The organism is Streptomyces polyrhachis, assembly GCF_042663125.1.
Lineage (GTDB): Bacteria > Actinomycetota > Actinomycetes > Streptomycetales > Streptomycetaceae > Streptomyces > Streptomyces polyrhachii.
Genome location: NZ_JBHSZO010000010.1, coordinates 1 through 22,162 on the forward strand (window position 1 = coordinate 1; position 22,162 = coordinate 22,162).

Below are 22,162 nucleotides of genomic sequence, written 5' to 3' on the forward strand. Positions count from 1 at the left end.
TGGCGGACTGCTTCCCGGCCGTGGACTACTTCGAGAACTCCGGCCTGCCCTTCGTGATCGCGCTCAACGGCTTCGACGGCCACCAGCCGTACGCCCCCGAGGAGGTGCGCGAGGCCCTGCAGATCGGGCCCGAGGCACCGATCATCGTCACCGACGCCCGCCAGCGCTCGGAGGCGAAGTCCTCGCTGATCACGCTGGTCGAGCACGCGCTGATGGCGCGGCTGCGCTGAGATCCGGCCCGTCCGGTCATGCCGAAGACCCCGCCGCTCCGGAGAGCGGCGGGGTCTTCGGCATTTGTCGTATCAGGGTCGTATCAGGCGTTCCGCATCAGGGGTGTTGCGTACGGACCGCCGGGTGCGCGGGCGTACAGAAGAGCCGGTCCACCCCGAAGGGGGACCGGCTCAAAGCAACCGGAAAGCCGCTCGCAGCGTCAGCGCGAGACCTTGCCGGCCTTGATGCACGAGGTGCAGGCGTTGAGGCGCTTCGGCGTCCCACCGATGACCGTACGGACCGTCTGGATGTTGGGGTTCCAACGACGGGGAGTACGGCGGTGCGAGTGGGAGATGCTGTTGCCGAAGCCCGGCCCCTTGCCGCAGACGTCGCAGTTGGCAGCCACGGTCACTCCAAAGACTTCAGATGATTACGGTTCGCCGCCCGGAAGACTTCCGGAGCGGAATGGCCCGGGATGTACCGGGCAACCTGAGAAGCATACTACGGGCCGGGTGGCGGTACGAAATCACCGTCCGCCCAGGTGCCCGGGCTGTGCCCCGGCTCACAGTCGGGGCGGGCCCACACATTACGCTGCCGCCTGTACACCGTCGCCCGCCGTTCACGAGACCGCCCACTAGGAGGCCCCGGTGCCAGAGGTGCTGGACGCCTCTTCCGTACGGACCTGGTGCGCCCTGGCCCTGGAGGCCCTGGGCCGCACCCGGACGCAGATCGACGCCATCAACGTCTTCCCGGTGGCGGACGGCGACACGGGGACGAACCTCTATCTGACGGTGGAGTCCGCGGCGCAGGCCGTCGAGGCGGTCTGGGCCGCCTACGGGGAGCGCGAACCGGCCTTCGGCGATGTGATGCACGCCATGGCGCACGGCGCCCTGCTCGGCGCGCGCGGCAACTCCGGGACGATCCTGGCGCAGCTGCTGCGGGGGATGGCGGCAGGCTGCGCGGACGGCATACCGGCCGACGGCCGCTGGCTGGGCGAGGCGCTGCGGCGGGCGGCGCCGGCCGCGCGGGAGGCGGTGGCGCATCCGGTCGAGGGCACGATGCTGAGCGTCGCCGCGGGAGCGGCCGGCGCCGCCGGGCCGGCCGGCCCCGACTCCGACCCGGATCCCGCCCCCGCAGCCGTCGCCCGCGCCGCCCACGCCGGCGCCCGCGAGGCGCTGGCCGCGACCCCCGGCCAGCTGGCCGCGCTCGCCGAGGCGGGCGTGGTGGACGCCGGGGGGAGCGGACTGGTCACGGTGCTGGGCGCGCTGGCCGACGCCCTGGACGGCGGCGGCTCGGCGCTGCGGCTGATCCCGGTCGCCGCGCCCGCCGCCTCCGCCGTCACCTCCACCGCCGCCTCGGCCGCACGGGCCGCCTCCGACGGCGACCCCCACACCGCGCACGGCGGCCCGGCGTACGAGGTGGTCTACCTGCTGGACGCCGACGCCACCGCCGTGCGGCGGCTGCGCGAGCGGCTCGACGCCCTGGGCGACTCCCTCGTCGTCAGCGGCGGCGACGGCCTGTGGCGGGTGCACGTCCACGTCGACGACCCCGGCGCCGCCCTGGAGGCCGGCACCGAGGCCGGGCGCCCGCACCGGATCCAGGTCACGCACTTCTGCGGCGGCTCCCCGAAGGCCGAGGCCCCGCGCGAGGGCCGCGCGGTCGTCCTGGTCGTCCCCGGCCAAGGACTGGCCCGCCTGTGTACGGAGGCCGGCGCGACGACCGTACTGGCCGCCACCGGTGAGCCGCCCGCCAGCGGGGAGATCGCCGCGGCCCTCGCCGCGACCGGCGCGCGGGAGGTGGTCCTGCTGCCCAACGACACCGCTCTGCGGCACGCCGCGGCCATCGCCGTCGAGCAGGCCCGTACCGCCGGGGTGCGCGTGGCGCTGATCCCCACCCGGGCCGCCGTGCAGGGGCTCGCGGCGCTGGCCGTGCACGAGCCGCAGCGGCGCTTCGACGAGGACGTGGTGGCGATGACCGCCGCCGCCGGCGCCACCCGGTACGCGGAGCTGCTGCTCGCCGAGGAACGCTCGTGGACCTCCGCCGGCATCTGCGAGCGCGGCGACGTCCTCGGGCTGATCGAGGGCGATGTGGCGGTGATCGGCGCGGAGCTCGCCGGTACGGCGGCGGACGTCCTGGACCGGATGCTCGCCTCGGGCGGCGAGCTGGTCACCCTGGTCCTGGGCCCGGCGGCCCCGGCCGGGCTGGGGGAGGCGCTGCGCAAGCACGTACGGCAGCACCACCTCGCGGTCGACACGGTGGTCTACGAGGGCGGGCAGCAGCCGGCGCCGCTGCTGATCGGGGTGGAATAGACAGCATGGACAGCGGGGCGCGTACCGTCACCGGCACGCGCCCCGCTGCGGTCGAGGGGAGGGACTACTCCTCGTCCCCCACGTACTCGAGCAACTCCCGCGCCTCCGCGCGGCGCTGCTCCGCCTGCCCGTCCTGCGCGCCCTCCTCGGCCGCGAGGACCCGCCGGGCCCGGGCCGCGGCCGCCTCGCTGTGGCAGCCGTTCACCTCGATCCAGCCGGCGGCCAGCTCCGCGGTGGACGCGGCCGCGGCGTCGCCGGCCTCGCGGTGCAGGGCGATGGCCCGCTGCGCGTACGACAGCGCCCGCTCGTAGGCCGCCTCCGTCTGCGCCCGGTTCGAGTGCAGTTCGGCGGCCTGCAGCAGGGTGTCGGCGAACAGCGCCCGCCCGGCGTCGTCGGCCGCGGCCCCGTACGCCTGCGCGCAGAGCGCGACCGCCTCGTCCATCAGCGGCGACTCCTCGTCGCCGTCCGCGGGCGCGGCCAGCCAGGCCCGCGCCCGCAGCGTCTTGACCAGGCCCACCGTGTCGCCGAGCGTCCGCCACAGCTCGCCGGCGCGCTCGAAGGCCCGACCGGCCTCCTCCTGCATCCCGGCGTTCTGCAGCGCACCGGCGGCCAGATGCGCCAGCCGGGCGTGGTCGATCTGCTCGGGCCAGTCCTTGGCGATCTCGGCCGCCAGCAGGAAGTGCTCGGCCGCCTCGCGGAACTCCTGGCGGTCCAGCAGGAGTTCACCCAGCCACCAGCGGGTCTGGACGAGCGCGCCCTCGCCGTGCTCGGCCGCCGAGAGGTCGACCAGCGCCGCCTCCAGTACGGCGGCCGCCTCCTCCGTCCGTCCGAGCTGCCTGTACAGCCCGCCCAGCCGGAAGCGCGACCAGGCGCCCGGCCCCTCGCTCAGCCCCGCCTCGTCCGCCCAGTGCGCGGCCTGCAGCGTGTGCTCGGCGGCCTGCGGGAGGCGGCCGGTGTCGGCGTAGACCTCGGCCAGCAGGTTGTGCAGCTGGCCGTACCCGAGCGGCGTCAGCAGCCGGGCGCCGTGCTCCAGCGCGGCGAGCGCGGCCTGCTCGGCGCTCTCCAGGTCGCCCGACTGGGCGCTCGCCTGGGCGAGTTGGGCCTGCGGCTGCACGGCGAGCCAGTGCAGCCCCGCGCCCTGGGCGGCCTGCGCCGCGCGCCGGTAGCCGGCGGCGGCCGCCGCCGGGTCGCCGCTGTGGGCGGCCAGGTCGCCGAGCCGCAGGTGCGCCTCGGAGGCGCGGGCGGCGAGGTGGACGTCGTCCCCGTACGGGGCGGTGAGCGCCAGCAGCTCGCCGAGCACCTCGGCGCTCTCGCGGGCGGCGTCCTCGGGGGAGGGCGGCTCCCCGGCCTCCTCCTCGCGGTGGACCAGGGTGGCGAGCACCCGGGCCCGGGAGAGCAGCGCGCCGGCCAGGTGGCGGGCGCCCTGCGCGCCGTCGTCCCGGGCCGCCTCGTGCAGGGCCCGTACGTCCGCCAGCGCCGCCGCGGACTCCGCCAGGGCCTGCGCGAGGTCGCCGGCGAGCGCCAGCGCGTAGGCCGCGCGGCCCCGGGTCGCCGCGGCCCGCTCCTTCTCCCCGGCCTCCTCGTACAGACCGGCCGCCGTGCGCAGCAGCTCCACCGCCTCCGCGTCGGGCAGCTGCGGACCGGCCGCCCGGTGCGCGGCGAACTCCGCCCGCTCCAGTACGCCCGGCGCGGCCCCCTCGCGCCGAGCCGCCGCCTCGGCCGCCGCCCACGCCCGGTCCGCGTCCGGGTCCAGCGCCTCCGACAGGCGCCGCGCCTCGGCCAGGAGGGCGGCGAAGTCCCGTACCGGAGCGGTGACTTCAGGTACGACGGGAGTCTCGGGAGCCGCGAGACGCGCCGCCCGCACCCCGAGCGGAAGCCGCTCGACCAGCGGCTCGCGCCCGATGCGCAGGCGCACCCGCCCGCTGACCGCCGTGGTGCCGTTGCGCTCGTCGAAGCGGGCGGCGAGGTCCAGTGCCGCACGCTCGGCGTGCCCCGCCAGCTCCGCCGCCGTCCACTCGCGTCCCGCGGGGCCGGTCACGCTCTGCGCCCCGTGGCCGAGGGCGGTCAGCCGCCGCATCAGCATCGAGGTGACCGCGAGATAGTCCATCAGGCTGTCGGGCTCGCCGTCGTCCGTCAGGTACGCCGGCCGCTCGGCGAGGATCTCCAGCCCGCGCGCCTCGTTGCCCGTCAGCGCGCAGAACTCGATGTGCGAGGCCACCGAGCCGCGCATCGACTCCATCGGGCGCACCATCCGGTAGCCGCGCAGATGGTTTGCCCGCGCCTCGTCCGGCCGTCCGAGCCGCACCAGCGGCAGCAGCGAGCTGGCCAGCGTCGCATGCGGCTCGTGCAGGCAGGTGTGGGTACCGGCCAGCACCGGCGCCCAGGTCACCAGCGCCTCGGCGTCCAGGCCGCGCTGCTGCTGCCACCAGCCCTGCCCGTGCAGCTCGCAGGCGTGGCAGTCGGCCATCCGGTCGCGGTCCGCGGCCAGCCACGCCTCGAAGGCCCGCTGCGCGCGCTCCTCGTCGCCCAGATGGCGGGCGATGCGGTGCTCGCCCTGGCGCACCGCGCGCTCGGAGTAGCCGGCGAGCCGGTAGCGGTGCTCCATCTCCGTCTGCCACTTCTCGATGGCGGCGAGGGGGATGTGCGGCTGGTCGAGCATGCCGCTGGAGACCCACTTGGCCATCCAGTGCAGCCGGTAGGAGTTGTAGTCGTCGAAGTCCTCGGGCCGCTCGTCCCACATCCGCAGCGCGCGGGCGTACGGGACGAAGGCCTTGTCCTTCTCGGAGCTGTAGTTGTACGCCTTCATCAGCGTGAACAGCGCGCTGACCAGCAGCGGCCGGTCCCCGGTGGCCTCCGCCCGCTCCAGCAGCCGCTCGGCGCGGGCGTTGCGCCCGGCGCCCTCGTCCGCCTGGTCCAGCTCCCACAGCGCGTGGCGGATGTCGGTGGTCTCCTGCGGGTCGCTCATCGCCCGCCCTCCTTCTCGTGGTCCCCGCGCGCCGGAGTGGCCCACTCCAGCAGTCCCATGAACGCCCGGTTCAGCAGCGCCGAGTCGGCCGGCCGCAGCGGGCGCTGCGCCATCAGCAGCGCCTGCCCGTACAGCGCCTCGGTCGCCGTGCCCGCCAGCTCCGCGTCGCCCAGCGCCGCGATCCGGCGGATCAGCGGGTTGAGGTGGTTCAGTACGAGCCGGGTGCGCGGCGCGCTGCCGCGCAGCGAACCGAGGATCCCGGCCCACAGGTCGTCCGCCTGCTCGGCCTCCTGCGAGCGCGCCCGCTCGTGCCGCGAGGCCCGGTCGTCTAGATGCAGCGCCGGAACGGTCACCGGGTGGAAGGAGCGCAGCGCCACATCGCAGCCCAGCGGGTCCAGCCGCGCCCGCGCGACCGCGAGGAAGCCCGCGAGCGCCAGCTCGGCGTCCGCGTCCACGGCGTCCAGGTGCGCGGTGACGACGTCCGCGTCCAGCTCCGCCACCGAGGTGCCGGGCAGCACCCGGGGGAGCAGCTCGACCAGTTCCGCGTCGTAGGTGTAGCCGCCGTTGACCACACCGATGCCCTGCGCCTGCGCGATGGGCGCGACCTGCCGGAACTCCTCGACGGTGCGCGTGAAATGGACCACGCCGTGCCGCCGCGCGAACTCCGCCAGCGTCACCTGCCCCTCCGTCGTCTCGAACGGCAGCCAGGGCAGCATCACCGCCAGCAGCTCCGGATCGTGCCGCACCAGCGACTTCACGCCCAGGTGGTGCACGCTCAGGAACTCCGCCAGCCGCTGCGGCTCACCCGCCGCCAGCTCCGCCAGCCAGTCGCGGATGCGCCCGCCGAGCGCCTCGCGCACCCCGGCGAGGGTCTCGTCCTCGTACAGCGACTCGCGCGAGGCGGTCGGCCGCAGGCTGTCGGTGTCGACCACGCAGCGCACGAAGAAGGCCCACTCGGGCAGCAGGGTGTCCGCCCGGTCGGTGAGCAGCATCCCCTTCAGGTGCACGCGGTGCCCGGCGCGCTGCGCGGGGGAGACCGCCGAGGGCAGCACGTACGCCACCCCGCGCACGCCCGCGAGCGGCACGTCGAGGTCGACGGCGTCCAGCGGCGTGAAGCCGAAGGTGCGGTGGCAGTGCCCGGCCAGCTCCACCCGCCGCGCACCGGGGCTCGGGTACGTCCGCGCCCACGGCGCCGGCAGTTCGGAGATCCCCTGCCCGCCCACCTGCACGTCGTACGGCAGCAGGGAGCCGAAGTCGCGGGCGAGTTCGAGCACCCGCTGCTCGCCCAGCCACTCCGCGCAGCCCGGCCGGGCGCTCAGGTGGACGGTCGTGCCCGGCTCGGGGTGGACGTCGTCGGGCAGGGTGCGCACGGTGTACGAGCCGTCCTCGCACGCCGTCCACTCCACCGGCGCGGCGCCCGGGTCCTTCGCGGAGCGGCTGACCACGCGGATGCGGTCGGCGACGACGAAGCAGGCCAGCAGTCCGATGCCGAACTGCCCCAGGAACTCGGAGCGGGCGCTCTCCAGCCCCGTGGCGTCGTCGATGCCGCGCTTGGAGCTGCGCCCGATGGTGGCCAGCAGGTTGTGCACGTCGGACTCGGTGAGCCCCACGCCGCTGTCAGTGACGCGCAGTTCACCGCCGCCGGCGAGCAGGCGCACCCGCTGCGGGGCGTCCGGGTCGAGCGCGCGGCGCGCGGTGATGGCGTCCACGGCGTTCTGCAGCAGCTCGCGCAGGTAGACGCGGGGGCTGGAGTAGAGGTGGTGGGAGAGGAGGTCGACCAGGCCGCGCAGATCGACCTGGAACGTATGCGGGGTGCGGACTGTCTCGTCAGTCATGGGGTCACAGGCGCCGTCGGGGCCCGGGCAAGGGCGGCGCGGGTCGGGCGGGCCCGCACGGGGGCAACCGCGAACAGAGCATCGAGTGGCCGTCATCCTAGGTGGCGCCCGACGCTGTTGACCAGTGAATTCCTGGTGGTACGGGCCCACTTCCGGCCCCTTCCCGCTGCTCCGAACCGCCGAGTCCACCGCTCCCCACCGGCGCGCCCACCGCCTTGTCGGACCCATGGTGTGCAATGGACGCTGTGTCAGTGCTGGATGAGCCTTTGAAGAAGACCCTCGGCGCGCCCACGGCGAAGGTGATGGGCGAGCAACTCGACCTGCACACGGTCGGGGACCTGCTCCACCACTACCCCAGGAGGTATGCCGAGCGCGGTGAGCTGACCCGCCTGGGCGAGCTGCCGCTGGACGAGCACGTGACGGTGGTCGCGGAGGTGGAGAAGGCCACCATGCTCGGCGCGGGCCGCGGCAAGCGCCTGGAGGTCGTCATCACCGACGGCAGCGGGCGCCTCACCCTGGTCTTCTTCGGCCGCGGCGCCTTCCAGCCGCAGAAGCAGCTGCTGCCCGGCAGCCGCGGCCTCTTCGCCGGCAAGGTCACGGTCTTCAACCGCAAACGCCAGCTCTCCCACCCGGAGTTCAAGGTCCTCGACGCCCAGAGCGGCGCGGAGACGGCCGAGGAGTGGGCGAACAAGATCATCCCGATCTATCCGGCCTGCGCCCGCCTCGCCTCCTGGCAGCTCGACCAGGCGGTGGAGGTGGTGCTCGACACCCTGGAGGCCGGCGGCTGGGAGGGCGTCGTCGACCCCGTCCCGGCGGCGCTGCGCGAGTCGCGCGGACTCACCACGCTCCCCGAGGCCCTGCGAAAGGTCCACCGGCCCCGCAGCAGGGCGGACATCGAGTTCGCCCGCGCCCGGCTGAAGTGGGACGAGGCGTTCGTCCTGCAGGTCGCGCTGGCCCGCCGCCGCCTCGCCGACAGCCAGGCCCCGGCCGTCGCCCGCCGCCCGGCGGACGAGGGCATCCTCGCCGACTTCGACACCCGCCTGCCCTTCACCCTCACCGCGGGCCAGCAGCGCGTCTCCGGCGAGATCCTCACGGACCTGGCCACCGAGCACCCGATGCACCGGCTGCTGCAGGGCGAGGTCGGCTCGGGCAAGACGCTGGTCGCGCTGCGCGCCATGCTGGCCGTCGTCGACTCCGGCGGCCAGGCGGCGCTGCTCGCGCCCACCGAGGTGCTCGCCCAGCAGCACCAGCGCTCCCTCACGGAGATGATGGGCGACCTCGCCGAGGGCGGCCTGCTCGGCGGCTCCGCGCACGGCACCAAGGTGACCCTGCTCACCGGCTCGATGGGCGCAGCCGCCCGCCGCCGGGCCCTGCTGGAGATCGCCACCGGTGAGGCGGGCATCGTCATCGGCACCCACGCGCTGATCGAGGACAAGGTGCTCTTCCACGACCTCGGCCTGGTCGTGGTCGACGAGCAGCACCGCTTCGGCGTGGAGCAGCGCGACGCCCTGCGCGCCAAGAGCCGGAAGCACACCCCGCACCTGCTGGTCATGACGGCCACCCCCATCCCGCGCACGGTCGCGATGACCGTCTTCGGCGACCTGGAGACCTCCGTCCTGGACGAACTGCCCGCCGGCCGCTCCCCGATCGCCAGCCACGTCGTCCCCGCCGCCGACAAGCCCCACTTCCTCGCCCGCACCTGGGACCGGGTCCGCGAGGAGGTCGCCGCCGGCCACCAGGTGTACGTGGTGTGCCCGCGCATCGGCGACGAGGAGCCGGAGGCCGCGCGGAAGTCGCAGGAGACCCCCTCGGCGGAGGACCTGGCGGACAAGCGCCCCCCGCTGGCCGTCGTGGACATCGCCGAGCAGCTGAGCGCGGGCCCGCTGTCCGGCCTGCGCGTGGCGGTGCTGCACGGCAGGATGCAGCCGGACGCCAAGGACGAGGTGATGCGCCGCTTCACCGCCGGCGAGGTGGACGTCCTGGTCGCCACCACGGTCATCGAGGTCGGAGTGAACGTCCCCAACGCCACGGTCATGGTCGTCATGGACGCCGACCGCTTCGGCGTCTCCCAACTCCACCAGCTCCGCGGCCGCGTGGGCCGGGGCTCCGCTCCCGGCCTGTGCCTCCTGGTCACCGAGATGCCGGAGGGCTCCCCGGCCCGCACCCGCCTGGACGCGGTGGCCTCCACCCTCGACGGCTTCGAACTCTCCCGCATCGACCTGGAGCAGCGCCGCGAGGGCGACGTCCTGGGCCAGGCCCAGTCGGGAACCCGCTCCAGCCTCCGCATGCTCACGGTGATCGACGACGAGGAGGTGATCGAAGCAGCCCGCGAGGAGGCCACCACCCTGGTCACCCAGGACCCGGACCTCACGTCCTACCCGGAACTACACAGCGCCCTCCAAACCCTCCTCAACCCAGAACGAGAGGAATACCTGGACAAGGGCTGACCCGGAGCGACGCACCCCCGAGCGCAACAGGAACCCGGCAGCCCGCGTGAGGACCCGGATCGAGAACGCCCCCCGAGCGCACCAGGAACCCACCCGCCCGTGTGAGGGGCCCGGAGCGACGACTCCGAAAAGACGCACCGCAACGCAGGCCCCCGACAGAGCAGCAAACCGACCGATGGCCAGTAAATCCCTATGGCTTTTCGGAGTTGTCGCGGAGAGGCCCCGCCCCAACGACGCGAAGCAGCCCGCCCCCACAACGCGAAGCAGCCCACCCCTCACGAACACCGGAGAGTCCCCACCCCAGCGCACCACTACCCTGGACCCATGACACGCGTGATCGCCGGAACCGCCCGAGGCCGCCGCCTCGCCGTCCCCCCGGGCACCGGCACCCGCCCCACCTCGGACCGCGCCCGCGAAGGCCTCTTCTCCACCTGGGAGTCCCTCCACGGCCCCCTGCAAGGCCAACGCGTACTAGACCTCTACGCGGGCTCGGGCGCGGTAGGACTGGAGTCCCTCTCCCGCGGAGCGACCCACGCCCTCCTGGTGGAGGCCGACCCCCGCGCGGCCCGAGTGATCCGCGACAACGTAGCCGGCCTAGCCCTCCCCGGCGCGGAGGTCCGCGCCGCCAAGGCCGAGCAGGTGCTGACAGCAGGCCCGCCCCCCGCCCCGTACGACGTGGTCTTCCTCGACCCCCCGTACGCCGTCGCGGACGACGCCGTGCGGGAGATCCTGCTCACACTCCGCACGCAGGGCTGGCTCAGCGAGGACGCGCTCGCCACCGTGGAGCGCAGCACCCGGGGCGGCGCGTTCCCGTGGCCGGACGGGTTCGAGCCGCTGCGGTCCCGCACCTACGGCGAAGGCACGCTCTGGTACGGTCGCGCCGCCGCATGACGGTCCCGGAGCGGCCGGAGAAGCCGGAAAACACAGCCGCTCCCCATGGAAAGGAAGCGCACGTGCGCCGCGCAGTCTGTCCTGGGTCCTTCGACCCGATCACCAACGGACACCTCGACATCATCGCCCGCGCCTCGAAGCTGTACGACGAGGTGTACGTCACCGTGATGATCAACAAGTCCAAGAAGGGCCTGTTCGACGTCGACGAGCGGATCGACCTCATCCGCCGCTGCACGGCCGAGTACGGCAACATCCGCGTCGAGGCGTACCACGGCCTCCTGGTCGACTTCTGCAAGCAGCGCGACATCCCCGCCATCGTCAAGGGCCTGCGAGCGGTCTCCGACTTCGACTACGAGCTGCAGATGGCGCAGATGAACCACGGCCTCTCGGGCGTGGAGACCCTCTTCATCCCCACCAACCCGCTGCACAGCTTCCTCTCCTCCAGCCTGGTCAAGGAGGTCGCGGCCTGGGGCGGCGACGTCACCCAGCACGTCCCCGCGCTCGTGGCCCGGGCCCTGGGCGAACGCCTGGCGCAGGAGTAGCCGCACGCGGGCGGACGCCCAAGCCGTAGAGTCTTCCCCCATGGACGTACAGAAGAGGCTCGACGAGATCGTCTCCGCCGTCGAGGGCGCCAGGTCCATGCCCATGTCGGCATCCTGCGTGCTCAACCGCACGGAGCTGCTCGGCATGCTGGAGGAGGTGCGCGCGGCGCTGCCCGGCTCGCTCGCCCAGGCCCGGGAGCTGATCGGCGGCCACGAGCAGCTGGCCGAGCAGGCCCGCCAGGAGGCCGAGCGGATCGTCGAGCAGGCCCGCGCCGAGCGCGGCGAGCTGCTCTCGCAGACGGAGCTGGTGCTGCGCGCCCAGGAGCAGGCCGAGCGCCTCCTCACCGAGGCCCGCCAGGAGGCCGCGGAGATCCGCGCCGATGCCGACGACTACGTCGACAGCAAGCTCGCCAACTTCGAGGTCGTCCTCACCAAGACCATCGGCTCCGTCGACCGCGGCCGCGCCAAGCTGCTCGGCCACGGCGAGCCCTATCCCCAGGAGGGGTACGCCGAGGGCTTCGAGGAGGCCCCCGGGCCCGGCGCGGACCCGGCGGAGCAGCGGCGCCGGGCCGAGGATTACATCGAGGCCCAGTTCCAGGCCTTCGAGAACGTGCTGTCCAAGACCCTGGAGGCGGTCGGCCGCGGCCGGCAGAAGCTGGAGGGCAAGGCCAGGCCCATCGAGGAGCTGACCGCCCACATCGCCGGCCAGGACGAGGGCCCCGCGATCCCGCACCAGCTCTCCGACGAGGGCTTCCTCGCCGACCTGGCCGCGGACCGCCACCCGGCCCCGCAGGCGCAGGCGCAGGCCCCCGAGCCCGCGCAGCAGCCCGCGCCCGCCGCCGTACCGGAGCAGCCGCGCTACTACGAGCAGCAGCCCGGCGCCTACCCGCAGGACGGCTATCCCCAGGAGGGCTACCAGCAGCCCGACGGCTACCAGTCCGGTTCCTACCCGGCGCAGGACTACGGCGTCCAGGACGACCCGTACGGCATGCGCGACCCCCAGTACGCGCAGTCGGCGGCCCAGAACTACCAGCAGCAGCCCGAGCCGTACTGGCAGCAGCAGGGCCACCACAGCGCCCCGCAGCAGCACCAGCAGCCCGGCGCCTACCCGCAGGGCGGCAGCGCGCTGGACGAGACCAGCCTCTTCGACACCAGCATGATCGACCTCGACCAGCTGCGGCAGTACGAGCAGGGGCGCTGACCCGCGTCCGCCCCCGCGGCGGGAGGGGCCTGCCGCCCGCCGCGACCCGGATTGGGTCTCTGCGCGATCGTCCAGTATCCTGAATGTTCGCGTCGCCCTTCCCTGCCCCTGACCAGGCGGGGAGCATGAAAGCAGGAAAGCTCTGAACGCCCGACTGGATCACCGCGCACCTCTCGTGTTCGACACACGTGAGCTCGGCCGCCGTCCCGGCGCAATGAAGAAGCTGACCCGCTCCGTGGCGGCCCCCGCGGATCTCGGTATCGAGGTCATAGGGGTGCCGGAGGGCGCGCCCGTCGAGCTGGACATCCGGCTCGAGTCGGTCATGGAAGGGGTGCTTGTCACAGGCACCGCCCATGCACCGGTCAAGGGTGAGTGCGTAAGGTGTCTGGAGCCCATCGAACAGAAAATCGATGTGGACTTCCAGGAGATGTACTCCTACCCGGAGTCCGATCACCGGGGCCGTGTCTTCGACACAGAGCCCGGCGATGAGGAGTCCGAGCAGGAGACGCACTATCTCGAGGACGACCTGGTCGACCTCGAGCCCGTGCTGCGTGACGCGGTGGTGCTCGCACTGCCGTTGCAGCCGGTGTGCCAGGACGACTGCCCCGGTCTGTGCTCCGAGTGCGGAGCACGGCTGGCGGACGACCCGGACCACCAGCACGAGGTCACCGACATCCGGTGGGCGGCCTTGAAGGATATCGACATGAGCGGTGCCGCGGGCGGCGCCGACGAGAACCAGGAGAAGTAGCCGTGGCTGTTCCCAAGCGGAAGATGTCGCGCAGCAACACGCGCCACCGCCGGTCGCAGTGGAAGGCTGCGGTTCCGACCCTGGTGGCGTGCGAGCGCTGCCACGAGCCGAAGCAGCAGCACATCGCGTGCCCGAGCTGCGGCACCTACAACAAGCGTCAGGTCCTCGAGGTCTGATCGGCGAGGGATACGGCTGATATGTCATCCGACAACAAGGCCTCGTCCCACGCACTTCTGGAAGGGCGGCTCGGCTACCAGCTCGAGTCCGCCCTTCTGGTGCGTGCGCTGACGCACCGCTCCTACGCCTACGAGCACGGCGGTCTGCCGACCAACGAGCGCCTTGAGTTCCTCGGGGACTCCGTCCTGGGCCTGGTCGTCACCGACACCCTCTACAACACCCACCCCGAGCTGCCCGAGGGCCAGTTGGCGAAGCTGCGTGCGGCGGTCGTCAACTCCCGTGCGCTCGCCGACGTGGGCCGCGGTCTCGACCTCGGCTCGTTCGTCATGCTCGGCAAGGGCGAGGAGGGCACGGGCGGCCGCGACAAGGCGTCGATCCTGGCGGACACGCTGGAGGCGGTCATCGGCGCGGTCTACCTGGACAAGGGCCTGGCGGCGGCCTCGGAGCTGATCCACCGGCTCTTCGACCCGCTGATCGAGAAGTCCGCCGGACTGGGCGCCGGGCTGGACTGGAAGACCTCCCTGCAGGAGCTGACCGCGGCGGAGGGCCTGGGCGTGCCCGAGTACCTGGTCTCGGAGACCGGGCCGGACCACGAGAAGACCTTCACGGCTGCAGCTCGCGTCGGTGGTGTCGCGTACGGCACTGGCACTGGCCGCAGCAAGAAGGAAGCGGAGCAGCAGGCGGCGGAGACCGCGTGGCGCGAGATCCGCGCGGCGGCGGACGCGCGGGTGGCGGCAGCCGCCGAGACGCCCACCTCCGCGTAGTTCCCTCGCGGGGTTCCCGGTGCGCGGCGCAGGCCGCGCTCCGGGGGTCCCGCCCCCGCACTCCCGGAGGAGACCATGCCCGAGTTGCCCGAAGTGGAAGTCGTACGGCGCGGACTCGCGCAGTGGGTCGCCGGGCGGACCGTGGGGGAGGCGGAGGTACGGCATCCGCGTGCCGTCCGTCGCCATGCCGGCGGCGGCACGGACTTCGCCGCCAGGCTCAAGGGCCGCACCCTCGGTGAGCCGCGCCGGCGTGGCAAGTACCTCTGGATCCCCCTCGCCGACGAGGGCAGCGCACTGCTGGCGCACCTCGGGATGAGCGGCCAGCTCCTCGTCCAGCCGGAGTCCGCGCCGGAGGAGAAGCACCTGCGGATCCGGCTCCGCTTCACCGACGACAGACGGACCGAGCTGCGCTTCGTCGACCAGCGCACCTTCGGCGGCCTCTCCCTGCACCCGGAGACCGCCGGCGGCCTGCCGGACGTCATCGCCCACATCGCCCGCGACCCGCTGGACCCGGAGTTCGACGACGAGGCGTTCGCGGCGGCCCTGCGCCGCAAGCGCACCACGGTCAAGCGCGCGCTCCTCGACCAGTCCCTGATCAGCGGCGTGGGCAACATCTACGCCGACGAGGCGCTGTGGCGCGCCCGCCTGCACTACGAGCGCGAAACGGCGACGCTCACCCGCCCCCGCACGGCGGAGCTCCTCACCCACGTCCGCGACGTCATGACCGCGGCCCTGGCCCAGGGCGGCACGAGCTTCGACGCCCTGTACGTCAACGTCAACGGGGAGTCGGGCTACTTCGACCGCTCCCTGGACGCGTACGGCCGCGAGGACGAGCCCTGCCGCCGCTGCGGCGCCCCCATCAGCCGCCGCCCGTGGATGAACCGCTCCAGCTACTTCTGCCCCCGCTGCCAGCGCGCCCCGCGCCCGGCCTGACGGGAGGCCGGAGGCGGGGCGCGGGGGTCCGCTCAGCAGCCGAAGCGCTCAGTAGCCGAAGCTCTGCGTCCACCAAGGGCCGCCGCCACCGAAGTGGACGCCCACGCCCAGCGTGGTGAACTCGCAGTTCAGGATGTTCGCGCGGTGGCCGTCGGAGTCCATCCAGGCATCCATCACCGACTGGGCGTTCGCCTGGCCCACGGCTATGTTCTCGCCGCCCAGGTCCGTCACGCCCGCCGCCTCGGCGCGCTCCCAGGGGTCGTCGCCGTCGGGGTCGGTGTGGTCGAAGAAGTCCCGGGCCGCCATGTCCGCGCTGAAGTCGCCGGCCAGCTTCGCCAGCGGGGCGCTCGCCTCCACCGGGCGGCAGCCGGCCTGCGCGCGCTCCTGGTTGACGAGCCGCAGGACCTCCGCCTCCGCGGCGGCCGTGCTGTCGGCGGGCTGCGGGGCCGGCTTCGCGGGCGCGGGTGCCTTCGCCGTGGGGGTGGGCGCGGGCGCCGGCGTGCTCGGCTCGGCGGTGGGCGCCGGCGCCTTCGTCGTGGGCGAGGACTTCGGTACGGGGACCTCGGCGGCCGGCTTCTCCCGAGGCGTCGGCACCTTCGTCGAGGGCTCGGCGGACGGCGTGGGGGAGGCGGTCGGCTCCTGGCCGCCCGACTGCGTCTCCAGCGAGTTCGCCGAATCCGCCCGGAGCCGCTGGCTGCCCGTATCGCCGCCGTCGAGGTCCGACCCCGCGGTGACGAGGCCGCCGCCGAGCGCCAGCGCGCCGACGGCTACCGCCGCGGACGCCCCCAGCATCCCGACCCGGGCCGCGCTCTGCCTGCGGTGCTGGCCCTTCGCTGCGTTACGGCCCCCCTGGTGCGCCGCCACGGAAACGGGTCCGGTAGCGTCTGCTTCGCGTCGATGGCGACCCATCTGACTCATCCCTCACGCGACTAGACGTCAATTGCAGTAATGACCTTCACTCACACGAGCGACATGTCATCGAACCGTGACTCTAGCCCATGGCGCGATCCCGCAACCTGCCCGACGGAAACGTCCGGATAGCGTGGATGCGTGAACGAAGCACTGAACGAAGCCCCCGACGTCCGCCTCACCGCCTGGATTCGCGGGCGCGTCCAGGGAGTTGGCTTCCGCTGGTACACCCGCGCCACCGCACTGGAAATCGGTGGACTGTCCGGCTTTGCGACGAATCTCACCGACGGCAGGGTGCAGGTGGTGGCCGAGGGGCCCAAGGAATCCTGTGAGCTTCTGCTGACGTGGCTGACGGGTCCCGACACGCCCGGGAGGGTCGACGGCGTCACCGAGATCTGGGACGTACCGCGCGGCGCTTATCCGACTTTCGAGATCCGCTGAGCGCCTGCCGGGCGCTTCCCGCCCCGATCTTGGGCCCCACCCGCCGACCTGCCATGACCTGCGGGTTGCCAAGTCGGCCCGGTCATGGAAAGCTGCGATCGATTGATCGGTCCACACGCCCCCGGAGCGCGCCCGCTGAGGCAGCGCCCACGGATACGGGGCGTGATCGTGTTGACCGTCAAACTATTTGGTGAGACGCTGGAAACCCCGCGCACCCTAGCTGTTTGCGATGCCTCTCAGCTCAGGTCCCACCTGATCACATGAGTGGCTGAGCCGGACACCGCGGGTGCCAATCCCTCACGACCCTACCGCTCGGTCGGTCACTCAGTGTGGAGGACCATCAATCATGGCAAAGGCGCTTCTCGGTTACGTCGGCGGCACCGATCCGCGACTGATCGCCGAGATGCGACGGCTGCAGCAGCGTGTCCAGGATCTGGAGTCGGAGCTCGTCCGCATCCAGGCCGAGAACGACATGCTCGCCGCCGCCGCCCATCACGGCGACATGGTGCTCGACAGCGTCGACGTACCCCAGGCGGAGCCTGCGCTCACCTGATCCGGACGCCGGCGAGAGCCGGCCGAGGACCAGCGTGTTCACGATCACCGCTTGAGGATGCTGCAAGGGACGCTTCGGCGTCCCTTCGTCGTTTCCGCACCGCTTATCCGTTACCCGGCTGGTACTACCCGACCCGTACCGCCCGACCGGTCCTGTTTCCCGCACTCCCCGGCTGCGACCCTTACTCCTGATGTGCCCGGGACGTTACTTGGCGAAACGGGCAGGAACGATAGAGTCTCCGGCACCGTCGTCTCGTGGATCCGCCGCCGGAGGAGAGCTCAGCGTGCACCTCAAGAGCCTCACCCTGCGCGGGTTCAAGTCCTTCGCCTCCGCCACCACCCTGCGCTTCGAGCCCGGCATCACCTGCGTGGTCGGCCCCAACGGCTCGGGCAAGTCCAACGTGGTCGACGCCCTCTCCTGGGTGATGGGCGAGCAGGGCGCCAAATCCCTGCGCGGCGGCAAGATGGAGGACGTCATCTTCGCCGGCACCACCGGCCGCCCCCCGCTGGGCCGCGCCGAGGTCTCGCTGACGATCGACAACTCCGACGGTGCGCTGCCGATCGAGTACGCCGAGGTGACGATCACCCGGATCATGTTCCGCAACGGCGGCAGCGAGTACCAGATCAACGGCGAGACCTGCCGGCTCCTCGATATCCAGGACCTCCTGTCCGACTCCGGTATCGGCCGCGAGATGCACGTCATCGTCGGCCAGGGCCAGCTCGACTCCGTCCTGCACGCCGACCCCATGGGCCGCCGCGCCTTCATCGAGGAGGCCGCCGGCGTCCTCAAGCACCGCAAGCGCAAGGAGAAGGCGCTGCGCAAGCTGGACTCCATGCAGGCCAACCTCGCCCGCGTCCAGGACCTCTCCGACGAACTCCGACGCCAGCTCAAGCCGCTCGGCCGGCAGGCCGCCGTGGCCCGCAAGGCCGCCGTCATCCAGGCCGACCTGCGCGACGCCCGGCTGCGCCTCCTCGCCGACGACCTGGTCGGCCAGCGCCGCGCCCTGGCCGCCGAACTCGCCGACGAGGCCGCGCTGAAGGAGCGCAAGGAGACCGCCGAGGCAGCGCTGCGCGAGGCCCGCGAACGCGAGGCCCGGCTGGAGGCCGAGGTCCAGGCCCTCGCCCCGCGCCTGCGCCGCGCCCAGACCACCTGGCACGAGCTGGGCCAGCTCGCCGAGCGCGTCCGCGGCACCGTCAGCCTCGCCGAGGCGCGGGTACGCAGCGCCACCGCCGCCCCCGTCGAGGAGCGGCGCGGCCGCGACCCCGAGGACCTGGAACGCGAGGCGCAGCGCGTCCGCGAACAGGAGGCCGAGCTGGAAGCCGCCCTGGAGGCCGCACAGCGCGCCCTGGAGGACACCGTCGCGCACCGCGCCGAACTGGAGCGCCGACTCCAGCAGGAGGAGCGCCGGTTGAAGGACGCCGCCCGCGCCCTCGCCGACCGGCGCGAACGGCTCGCCCGCCTCAGCGGCCAGGTCACCGCCGCCCGCGGCCGCGCCGCCTCCGCCCAGGCCGAGATCGACCGCCTCGCCGCCGCCCGCGACGAGGCGCGCCGGCGCGCGGAGCTGGCGCAGGAGGCGTACGAGACGCTCCGGGTCGAGGTCGACGGCCAGGGCGCCGAGGACGCCGAGCTGACCGCGCAGCACGAGGCGGCGAAGGGCGCCCTGGCCGAGGCGGAGGCGGCGCTGGGCACCGCCCGCGAGGCCGCCACCGACGCGGAGCGCCGCCGCGCCGCCACCCGCGCCCGCCACGACGCGCTCGCGCTCGGACTGCGCCGCAAGGACGGCACCGGGACCCTGCTGGACGCCGCCGGCCGGCTCGGCGGCGTCCTGGGACCGGCCGCCGGGCTGCTGACCGTCGCCCCCGGCCACGAGATCGCGGTGGCGGCGGCGCTGGGCGCGGTCGCCGACGCGGTCGCCGTCACCGGACCCGCCTGCGCCGCCGAGGCGCTGCGGCTGCTGCGCAAGCAGGACGCCGGCCGCGCCACCCTGCTGCTCGCCGGCGCACCGCACGCCCCCTCCGCCCCGTACGGGCAGCTGCCCGCCGGCGCCCGCTGGGCCGCCTCCCTCGTCTCGGGCCCCGAGGAGCTCCTCCCGGCCCTGCGCCGCCTGCTGAAGGACACCGCCGTCGTCGGCACGCTGGAGGACGCCGAGGACCTCATCGCCGTACGGCCCGAGCTGACCGCCGTCACCGCCGAGGGCGACCTGCTCGGCGCGCACTGCGCCACCGGCGGCTCCGCGGGCGCCCCGAGCCTGCTGGAGGTGCAGGCCTCCGTCGACGAGGCCGCCGCCGAGCTGGCCGAACTGGACCTGCGCTGCGGCGCGTTGGCGGACGGCCGGCGCACCGCCGAGGAGGTACGCCGCGCCTGCGCCGCCCGGGTCGAGGAGCTGGGCGCCCGGCGCAGCGCAGCCGAGCGGGAGAAGGCCGTCGCCGCCGGCGAACTGGGCCGCCTCGGCGGCCAGGCGCGCGGCGCCGCCGGCGAGGCCGAGCGGACGGCCGCCGCCGTCGCCAAGGCGCAGGAGGCCCTCGCCCGGGCCACCGAGGAGGCCGCCGAGCTGGGGGAGCGCCTCGCGGTCCTGGAGGAGGCGGACCCCTTCGGGGAGGAGGGCGAGCCCGACTCCACCCTGCGCGACCGGCTCTCCGCCGACGGCGCCAACGCCCGGCAGACGGAGATGGAGGCGCGCCTCCAGGCCCGTACCCACGAGGAGCGGGTCAAGGCGCTCGCCGGCCGCGCCGACGGACTCGCGCGGGCCGCCCGCGCCGAGGGCGAGGCCCGCGCCCGCGCCGAGGCGCGCCGGGCCCGCCAGCGCCACGAGGCCGCCGTCGCCGAGGCCGTCGCCGGCGGCGCCCCGGTCCTGCTGGCGCACGTGGAGGTCTCGCTGCTGCGCGCCGAGCGCGAGCACGCGGGCGCCGAGCGGGCGCGGGCCGTGCACGAGGAGGAGCTGGGGCGGCGGCGGGGCGCCGCCCGCGAGCTCAGCCAGGAGCTGGACAAGCTCACCGACTCCGTCCACCGCGGCGAGGTGCTCGGCGCGGAGAAGCGGATGCGGATCGAGCAGCTGGAGACGCGGGCCATGGAGGAGCTGGGCGTCGAGCCGGTGGCGCTGATCGGCGAGTACGGGCCCGAGCAGCCCGTCCCGGCCTCGCCGCCCGCCGAGGGCGAGGAGCTCCCCGAGGACCCGGAGCATCCGCGCAACCGGCCCCGCCCCTTCGTACGGGCCGAGCAGGAGAAGCGGCTGAGGGGCGCCGAGCGGGCCTACCAGCAGCTCGGCAAGGTCAACCCGCTCGCGCTGGAGGAGTTCGCGGCGCTGGAGGAGCGGCACAAGTTCCTCTCCGAGCAGCTGGAGGACCTCAAGAAGACCCGCACCGACCTGCTGCAGGTCGTCAAGGAGGTCGACGAGCGCGTCGAGCAGGTCTTCGCGGAGGCGTTCCACGACACGGCACGGCAGTTCGAGGGTGTCTTCTCCCGGCTCTTCCCCGGCGGCGAGGGGCGGCTCTTCCTCACCGACCCCGACGACATGCTGCACACCGGCGTCGAGGTCGAGGCCCGCCCGCCCGGCAAGAAGGTCAAGCGGCTCTCGCTGCTCTCCGGCGGCGAGCGCTCGCTGACGGCCGTGGCGATGCTGGTGTCGATCTTCAAGGCCCGGCCCTCGCCGTTCTACGTGATGGACGAGGTCGAGGCGGCCCTCGACGACACCAACCTGCAGCGCCTCATCCGCATCATGCGCGAGCTGCAGGAGTCCTCGCAGCTGATCGTGATCACCCACCAGAAGCGCACGATGGAGGTCGCGGACGCGCTCTACGGGGTGTCGATGCAGGGCGACGGGGTGTCGAAGGTGATCAGCCAGCGCCTGAAGTAGCCCCGCCGCGGTCCCCGCCCACCCGGGGGCACCGCCCCTTCCAGGCTATCGGCGGGCACTGACAGCACGCCGCGTTCGTGCCCGCACGGGTGATACTGGACCCGTTATGGAAATCCTCATCCTCATCATCGCCATCGCCGTGGTCGCGGTGGGCGCCGCGAGCGGGCTCGTCATCGGCGGGCGTCGCAAGAAGGCGCTGCCTCCGCCGCCGCGCGAGACCCCGACCCTGACCCCCGGCCGCAGCGCGGCCCCCGCCGAGCCGAAGACGGGCGACGAGGCGGCGCCACCGGCCGAGGAAGACGTCCGGCGCACCATCGAGGAGGTGGTGCTGCCGGACGGCGACACGGTCGTCGAGGTGAGCGGCCCTCCCCTCGACGTGCCGGAGCCGACCGCCGGCCGGCTCGTGCGGCTGCGCTCCCGGCTCTCCCGTTCGCAGAACGCCCTCGGCAAGGGCCTGCTCAGCCTGCTCTCGCGCGACCACCTCGACGAGGACACCTGGGAGGAGATCGAGGACACCCTCCTCACCGCCGACCTCGGCGTCGCCCCCACCCAGGAGCTGGTCGAGCGGCTGCGCGAGCGCGTGAAGGTGCTCGGCACCCGCGACCCCGCGGAGCTGCGCGCCCTGCTGCGCGAGGAGCTGCTGCGCACCATCGGCACCGACCTGGACCGGGTGGTGCACACCGAGCCCGGCGTGAGCGCCGACGGTGCGGAGCTGCCCGGCATCGTCCTGGTCGTCGGGGTCAACGGCACCGGCAAGACCACCACCACCGGCAAGCTGGCCCGGGTGCTCGTCGCCGACGGCAAGTCCGTCGTCCTGGGCGCGGCGGACACCTTCCGCGCCGCCGCCGCCGACCAGCTGCAGACCTGGGGCGAGCGCGTCGGCGCGCGTACGGTGCGCGGGCCCGAGGGCGGCGACCCCGCCTCCGTCGGCTTCGACGCCGTCAAGGAGGGCATCTCCCAGGGCGCCGACGTGGTGCTCATCGACACCGCCGGGCGGCTGCACACCAAGACCGGCCTCATGGACGAGCTGGGCAAGGTCAAGCGCGTCGTGGAGAAGCACGGCCCGGTCGACGAGGTGCTGCTGGTCCTGGACGCCACCACCGGCCAGAACGGCCTGGTCCAGGCCCGCGTCTTCGCCGAGGTCGTGGACATCACGGGCATCGTGCTCACCAAGCTCGACGGCACGGCCAAGGGCGGCATCGTCGTCGCCGTGCAGCGGGAGCTGGGCGTCCCGGTGAAGCTGGTCGGCCTGGGCGAGGGCCCGGACGACCTGGCGCCCTTCGACCCGGAGGCGTTCGTCGACGCCCTGATCGGCGACTGACCGCTCCAGCACCAAACGTACGTGGGCCGCCGCACCTTCGAAGGTGCGGCGGCCCACGTACGT

At 73.7% G+C, this 22,162-nt stretch carries 17 protein-coding genes and 1 pseudogene; 14 read left to right on the forward strand and 4 right to left on the reverse strand.

Translation table 11 applies throughout. The annotated features are described in order from the left end of the window. Positions 1 to 230 (forward strand): annotated as a pseudogene (locus ACFQLX_RS08550) (ATP-binding protein); the annotation flags it as partial. A 200-nt stretch (positions 231 to 430) separates the two neighbouring features. Here the strand turns inward: ACFQLX_RS08550 and rpmB are convergent. After that, entirely contained in the window at positions 431 to 616 is a 186-nt protein-coding gene (rpmB, locus tag ACFQLX_RS08555) for a 50S ribosomal protein L28 (RefSeq protein ID WP_323377755.1), read from the reverse strand. Between the two features lie 241 nt (positions 617 to 857). Between rpmB and ACFQLX_RS08560 the strand changes: the two genes are divergently transcribed. Beyond that, positions 858 to 2,519, forward strand: coding sequence for a DAK2 domain-containing protein (locus ACFQLX_RS08560; RefSeq protein ID WP_386413521.1), 1,662 nt, complete (start codon positions 858 to 860; stop codon positions 2,517 to 2,519). Positions 2,520 to 2,583: 64 nt separating this feature from the next. On the opposite strand, the gene ACFQLX_RS08565 is transcribed toward ACFQLX_RS08560, so the two are convergent. Together ACFQLX_RS08565 and ACFQLX_RS08570 are read right to left on the reverse strand one after the other, a co-directional pair. Further along, positions 2,584 to 5,484, reverse strand: a complete 2,901-nt coding sequence (locus ACFQLX_RS08565; RefSeq protein WP_386413523.1) for a tetratricopeptide repeat protein — start codon at positions 5,482 to 5,484, stop codon at positions 2,584 to 2,586. Beyond that, on the reverse strand, positions 5,481 to 7,319 hold the full coding sequence (locus ACFQLX_RS08570; protein WP_386413525.1) for an HSP90 family protein: 1,839 nt from the start codon (positions 7,317 to 7,319) through the stop codon (positions 5,481 to 5,483). The genes ACFQLX_RS08565 and ACFQLX_RS08570 overlap by 4 nt, the downstream gene beginning before the upstream one ends. A gap of 236 nt (positions 7,320 to 7,555) precedes the next feature. Here ACFQLX_RS08570 and recG point away from each other — a divergent pair, with 236 nt between their 5' ends. The 8 genes from recG (at position 7,556) to mutM (ending at position 15,022) form a co-directional block, all read left to right on the forward strand. Then, on the forward strand, positions 7,556 to 9,766 hold the full coding sequence (gene recG / locus ACFQLX_RS08575; RefSeq protein WP_386413526.1) for an ATP-dependent DNA helicase RecG: 2,211 nt from the start codon (positions 7,556 to 7,558) through the stop codon (positions 9,764 to 9,766). A gap of 324 nt (positions 9,767 to 10,090) precedes the next feature. Continuing rightward, a complete protein-coding gene (gene rsmD, locus ACFQLX_RS08580) occupies positions 10,091 to 10,657 on the forward strand; it encodes a 16S rRNA (guanine(966)-N(2))-methyltransferase RsmD (RefSeq protein ID WP_386413527.1) in 567 nt (188 codons plus the stop codon). A gap of 62 nt (positions 10,658 to 10,719) precedes the next feature. Next, positions 10,720 to 11,199 (forward strand): pantetheine-phosphate adenylyltransferase, encoded by a 480-nt coding sequence (gene coaD / locus ACFQLX_RS08585; RefSeq protein WP_386413528.1) that lies wholly within the window; start codon positions 10,720 to 10,722, stop codon positions 11,197 to 11,199. Between the two features lie 40 nt (positions 11,200 to 11,239). Further along, positions 11,240 to 12,400, forward strand: a complete 1,161-nt coding sequence (locus ACFQLX_RS08590; protein ID WP_386413529.1) for a cell division initiation protein — start codon at positions 11,240 to 11,242, stop codon at positions 12,398 to 12,400. A gap of 142 nt (positions 12,401 to 12,542) precedes the next feature. Continuing rightward, positions 12,543 to 13,148 (forward strand): YceD family protein, encoded by a 606-nt coding sequence (locus ACFQLX_RS08595; RefSeq protein WP_386413669.1) that lies wholly within the window; start codon positions 12,543 to 12,545, stop codon positions 13,146 to 13,148. A gap of 2 nt (positions 13,149 to 13,150) precedes the next feature. Beyond that, on the forward strand, positions 13,151 to 13,324 hold the full coding sequence (rpmF, locus tag ACFQLX_RS08600) for a 50S ribosomal protein L32 (RefSeq protein WP_003951102.1): 174 nt from the start codon (positions 13,151 to 13,153) through the stop codon (positions 13,322 to 13,324). Positions 13,325 to 13,345: 21 nt separating this feature from the next. Next, complete coding sequence (gene rnc, locus ACFQLX_RS08605) at positions 13,346 to 14,089, forward strand: ribonuclease III (RefSeq protein WP_386413530.1); 744 nt, start codon at positions 13,346 to 13,348, stop codon at positions 14,087 to 14,089. 75 nt (positions 14,090 to 14,164) lie between these two features. Next, entirely contained in the window at positions 14,165 to 15,022 is an 858-nt protein-coding gene (mutM, locus tag ACFQLX_RS08610) for a bifunctional DNA-formamidopyrimidine glycosylase/DNA-(apurinic or apyrimidinic site) lyase (protein ID WP_386413531.1), read from the forward strand. A gap of 48 nt (positions 15,023 to 15,070) precedes the next feature. Here mutM and ACFQLX_RS08615 read toward each other — a convergent pair whose 3' ends face one another. Then, positions 15,071 to 15,931, reverse strand: a complete 861-nt coding sequence (locus tag ACFQLX_RS08615; protein ID WP_386413533.1) for a CAP domain-containing protein — start codon at positions 15,929 to 15,931, stop codon at positions 15,071 to 15,073. A gap of 153 nt (positions 15,932 to 16,084) precedes the next feature. On the opposite strand from ACFQLX_RS08615, the gene ACFQLX_RS08620 reads away from it, so the two are divergent. The 4 genes from ACFQLX_RS08620 (at position 16,085) to ftsY (ending at position 22,099) form a co-directional block, all read left to right on the forward strand. Beyond that, positions 16,085 to 16,372: an acylphosphatase gene (locus ACFQLX_RS08620; RefSeq protein WP_386413671.1), complete on the forward strand. Its 288-nt coding sequence runs from the start codon at positions 16,085 to 16,087 to the stop codon at positions 16,370 to 16,372. Between the two features lie 346 nt (positions 16,373 to 16,718). Further along, positions 16,719 to 16,925: a hypothetical protein gene (locus ACFQLX_RS08625; protein WP_386413534.1), complete on the forward strand. Its 207-nt coding sequence runs from the start codon at positions 16,719 to 16,721 to the stop codon at positions 16,923 to 16,925. Positions 16,926 to 17,208: 283 nt separating this feature from the next. Beyond that, the gene (gene smc / locus ACFQLX_RS08630) at positions 17,209 to 20,778 is read left to right on the forward strand and encodes a chromosome segregation protein SMC (RefSeq protein ID WP_386413535.1); all 3,570 of its coding nucleotides are present in this window, start codon (positions 17,209 to 17,211) and stop codon (positions 20,776 to 20,778) included. Positions 20,779 to 20,884: 106 nt separating this feature from the next. Continuing rightward, positions 20,885 to 22,099 (forward strand): signal recognition particle-docking protein FtsY, encoded by a 1,215-nt coding sequence (ftsY, locus tag ACFQLX_RS08635; RefSeq protein ID WP_386413537.1) that lies wholly within the window; start codon positions 20,885 to 20,887, stop codon positions 22,097 to 22,099. Positions 22,100 to 22,162: the final 63 nt, after the last annotated feature.